Below are 4,515 nucleotides of genomic sequence, written 5' to 3' on the forward strand. Positions count from 1 at the left end.
CTTCATATATTGACCCAATAAGAACTAGAAATGTGATGTTCATCGTGTGAACGCATGGTCAAGTGGCTGAAAGTAAGGAGTGTTTTTATGGCGAAAGAGGAAAGCTTATTTCGTTTAGAAAGGGTAAAAAGGTTTAATTTTTCAGTGTGGACGGTATTAACCGGAACATTGATTGCTCGTACCAGTTTTTTCATGGCATGGCCATTTTTGATCGTGTTCCTTTACCAAGATTATGGTGCATCGCCGATTGAAGTGGGTGGAATGTTGGCGACCTCTGCTGTTGTAGGAGCAATTACTGGGCTGTATTCAGGGTATCTTTCCGACAAATTTGGTCGCAAGTGGGTGATGGTTCTTGGCAGTGTGATGGCTGCATTTGCCTACAGTGGCATTGGTGTGGCTGATCAAATCTGGCAATTTTACGTGCTTATTGTCCTTACCGGTTTAATGCGACCAATGATTGAAGCGCCGGGCAAAGCGGTGATTGGTGATAACTTGCCGAATTTGAAAGATCGCGAGCTGGCGCTCAACATCCGCTATTTCCTACTCAATCTAGGTGGTGCCATTGGGCCACTGCTTGGGATTACGTTTGGGCTTTCTCACCCACAAACTCTCTTTTTCTTTACCGGCGGCACGTATTTATTGTTTGGCTTTTGGCTGCTGCTCGGTATTGAACGTAAAGGGCGCTACACCAAGCCCGATCGCTCTGGTTTGCCTAATTTTTCTTCGACGCTAAGAGTGATCAGTAAAGATAATATTTTTGTGAAGTTGATGGTGGCGAACTTCATCATGATGTTCATCTATGGGCAGGTAGAATCGTCTATTCCACAAGTGATTGTACGCACCAGTGCCGCCGATGCAGCGCAAATTGTCGCAGGGTTAGTGCTGGTAAATACCATGACCATTATCATCTTCCAGTTCCCAATGTTGAAGTGGTTGGAAAACGTCCCGCTGTTTGTACGAACTCGGATCGGCATGTTATTGATGGGGCTTGCGCAACTCGGCTTTCTGTTTACCCCTGCAGATTTACCGATTGGTTGGGCGCTTGCTTGCTTTGTTTTGAGTATGGGCGAAGTCATTGCTTTTCCAACCTTAAACGTACAAATAGACCGTATGGCTCCCGCCCATTTGCGTGGTTCTTACTTTGGTGCCGCCGCGCTTTACTCATTAGGTTTTGCGATTGCTCCACTGGTTGGGGGGGCGGTGATTGGATACCTCAATTCAAACTGGCTGTTTGGCCTTTGCTTTGTGCTGTGCTTAGTGATGATTTGGCTTTATTGGGTCGCAGAGCATCAGCCCGATACGGTCGAGCGTGAACCCATTACTCAAGCTTAATTTGCTCTTTTTGTAAGGCTCTCATCGAGAGCCTTAACATCGCTATTTTTTTATCGCTACGCCAACTTCCAACTTATCTAGCCATTCCAAAAATCGTTGAACATCATCGCCCCGAAAAATAGCGCCATGTTGCGGACACATCATCTCAATATCCAGCTGGCTGACTCGCTCAATCCAATCACTTTTGGCGCGGTTAGATGGCATCCAACGTTGATGAAAATAAGTCATTTTTGGAATATGGCTTTGAAAATCTTCTACAAAAAAAGAGGCGTTAGGGCTGTCGAGCGCGGCACCAATATCGCCAGACATCAATATTTTTGCATCAGGGTCGTAAACCGAAAAGTTACCAGAAGAGTGCATGTAATGCGCTGGGATAAAGTGCAGGTCATGGCCTGATAAGGACACTTTTCCACCTTCATCTTTGATGGGGGAGAATTGAATTGACTCCATACCAAAATGGCGGATAAACCCTTCCCACAACCAAGGTGAATGTAATGTTGCACTGGGCAGTGCTTTATCCCATAAACCGAGGGAAGAGATGATGTCTGGATCTTGGTGAGAGGCAAAAAGATGCTTGATATGTTCAATCGGCACTTCTTTCACGACGCAACCGAGCATCGCCGAAAACAGTTCAATGCCACCGGGATCTAGCAATATCGCTTGATCACGATTGACTATCATATATTGGTTGGTATCAATGATTTTTTCTGGTTTGTTTGGATCGCGAGCAAACATCACCCAGCGATGATGGCCGCGTTCAAATAGTATTTTTGATTGCATAGTTCACCTGAGAAAAGAGAGAGAATGTTTTGAGCGATAGCATGACGTGAGCTTGAATTTCTTTTGCCAGTTCAGCGACGTTATTCGCAATGCTTTGCAGTTGGGCTTGATATCGCTCATCTGCTTGAGAGGCTTCCACGCTCAGCATGATCGAGATGATTTGTGCAATGCGCAGGTTGTCGTACAAGGTTTGCAATAACTCGTGCAGGTTTTGAGCTTCAGAGTAGAAACTGTGACTGAGTTTGCTATATTCCTCTTGGTTCTGATGATGTACGACATCCAAACTGTGTAAATGCCGAGCGTTATGCGCTTGTATATACACATTTTCAAAACGTTCAAGCGCAGCGCGTGCACGAGTCCTTGCGGTTGCGAGTTGGCTAATACGCTGCGCTTTTAAGTTGATGGTGTGCGACGCCTCTAGCGTGACGCGGACTAAATCATCAATCGAATCAGTAATTGGCCGAAAACCTGCGGCACTTTCGCCCGCACGCAGAGCCAGAGCTCTGGCATTGCTGGCGACAAGCAGTAATTTTTTTGCAATGAGTACGCTTTGGTTTAGCTCTGCTGCCACTTCCGCCGCAATTACGAAAACCGGTTTGTTGTCCATAGTTATCGAAAATATTCATCAACTTAACGTGTGTTAACTATAGACCAAATTCATATTTTTGAGACTAGATTGCTCGTTTGGGCTCTGTGTTACCCAAACTCAATGGTTTTTCTGCTGCTCAACTTGCCGAAGTGCACGTTGGTACATCGCCCACGCGGCAAGGCCTGCGAGGATATTACCGACCAACGCCCCGATAAACAGGCCATGCAGCGCCGCTATTTGAGCGCCAACCCATAAACAGGGTAAGAAGAACACAAACAGGCGCAGCGCGGAAATGGTTAAGGCGGTGTATGATTTCGCCAACGCATTAGAAACCGATACCATTAACATGCAGATACCAAGCGGCCCTAAACTGATTGGCACGATCATTAAGTGCCAGTGCAAAATGGATTCGACACTTTGTTCGCTGGTCATCAGCGCGGCAAGGTGGCCGGATAATAGATAGGTCACCACGGCGATGATGAGCTGAAACCCAAGAATAAATTGGCACGCAATACGAACCAATTTTCGAATGTCTTGCAATTGGCCTGCGCCAAGCAAACGGCCTACCATCGGTGGCATCGACATAGTTAATGCCAATATTGCGACCATCGCAAAAAACTCAAAACGAGATCCTAATGCCCAGGCCGCGACAGCTGCTGTACCGAAACTGGCCAATAGTTTGGTTGCCAGCATCGAAGAAAGCGGTGGAAGAAGTTGGCTTATCATGGCCGGCCCCATGATATGGCTGATAGAGCGAATACTTTTCCCCACATCCAAATCTGACCAATCAAACAGCATCCAGTGCCTTTTTGACACCTTGGGTGCAACCACGAACACGCCAATCCCAAAGGCTAAAATGGTCGCCAGCGCCGCGCCTTCAATACCCAAATCAAAAGTGAAGATAAAAATAGGGTCTAAAATCAGGTTTAAAATGCTGGTGACCATCATCATAGTACCCGGCAACATGGTATTGCCATTGGCTCGACACAGGCTGTATAAAAAGTACAGCACCGCGCCCACCCAAGCACTAATTAACCAATAAATCCAGTAGCTGTCGACGATCTGATACACAGATTCAGGAGCGCTGAGTAGCGCTAAGATGGGGTGACGCAGTAAATAGATAATGACTGAAAACAGAGCAACCCCAATACTGCCGATAGCGACAACCAACCCCCCAAGCTGCTTCGCGTAGCGAATTTGGTTTGCACCCAGTGCGCGAGCAATCACCGCTGTGGTCGCGATGCCAAGCCCAACCTGAAGGCCGATGATGATCATCTGAATGGGTAATGTAAACCCTTGCGCGGCAAGGGGTAACACGCCAAGTTGGCCGATAAACGCACTATCAACCAGTTGGAAGCTCATAAGGGACAGCACACCAAACATCATCGGCCAAGTCATTTGCAAGAGTTGGCGTGTGAGTGAAGGTGGAGATAACGGGGTGGTGTTTGACATTGCTCGGCTCAACTATATGGGTAGAGGTTTTAATATGTGGCCTCTGCGGTGAAAAACAAGCTCAGAATGGTTTGTACGTTATGTGCGTTGAGTATGTTAACAGCTATACATGAAGAGAGCGACGCCCATCCCCATCGAGTTGTTCCGTGCAATGACATGAAAATCATCATATTGATGAAATATTTCATAAAAACCTAGCCATTTGGTGAATTCTTGAGCGTTAATCTCGTGATGAACTCGTCCTATTTCTATGAAATGAAACCGATTTCATTTCTGTTTTGTGAATCAATTTTCGTTTAATGTATTGATGGTGTTAATAAAAAATAACAATAACGGTCTTCCTCAGTTTCATCGCCAAAAGC

General features: G+C 46.2%; 4 protein-coding genes. 1 reads left to right on the forward strand and 3 read right to left on the reverse strand.

The window, feature by feature from the left end; translation table 11 throughout:
• Window positions 1–87: 87 nt before the first annotated feature.
• Window positions 88–1,332 carry an MDR family MFS transporter gene (locus B9J87_RS02320; protein ID WP_026027773.1) on the forward strand — a complete coding sequence of 415 codons (1,245 nt, stop codon included), beginning with the start codon at window positions 88–90 and terminating at the stop codon, window positions 1,330–1,332.
• A 42-nt stretch (window positions 1,333–1,374) separates the two neighbouring features.
• Here B9J87_RS02320 and B9J87_RS02325 read toward each other — a convergent pair whose 3' ends face one another.
• The 3 genes from B9J87_RS02325 to B9J87_RS02335 form a co-directional block, all read right to left on the reverse strand.
• The gene (locus B9J87_RS02325) at window positions 1,375–2,112 is read right to left on the reverse strand and encodes an MBL fold metallo-hydrolase (RefSeq protein ID WP_013868161.1); all 738 of its coding nucleotides are present in this window, start codon (window positions 2,110–2,112) and stop codon (window positions 1,375–1,377) included.
• Window positions 2,090–2,719 (reverse strand): hypothetical protein, encoded by a 630-nt coding sequence (locus B9J87_RS02330; protein WP_017043842.1) that lies wholly within the window; start codon window positions 2,717–2,719, stop codon window positions 2,090–2,092. Before B9J87_RS02330 ends, B9J87_RS02325 begins: the two co-directional genes overlap by 23 nt.
• Window positions 2,720–2,818: 99 nt before the next feature.
• On the reverse strand, window positions 2,819–4,153 hold the full coding sequence (locus B9J87_RS02335; protein ID WP_029189964.1) for an MATE family efflux transporter: 1,335 nt from the start codon (window positions 4,151–4,153) through the stop codon (window positions 2,819–2,821).
• Between the last annotated feature and the right edge of the window lie 362 nt (window positions 4,154–4,515).

Source organism: Vibrio sp. V19_P1S1T109 (assembly GCF_002241375.1).
GTDB classification, from domain to species: Bacteria; Pseudomonadota; Gammaproteobacteria; order Enterobacterales; family Vibrionaceae; genus Vibrio; species Vibrio anguillarum.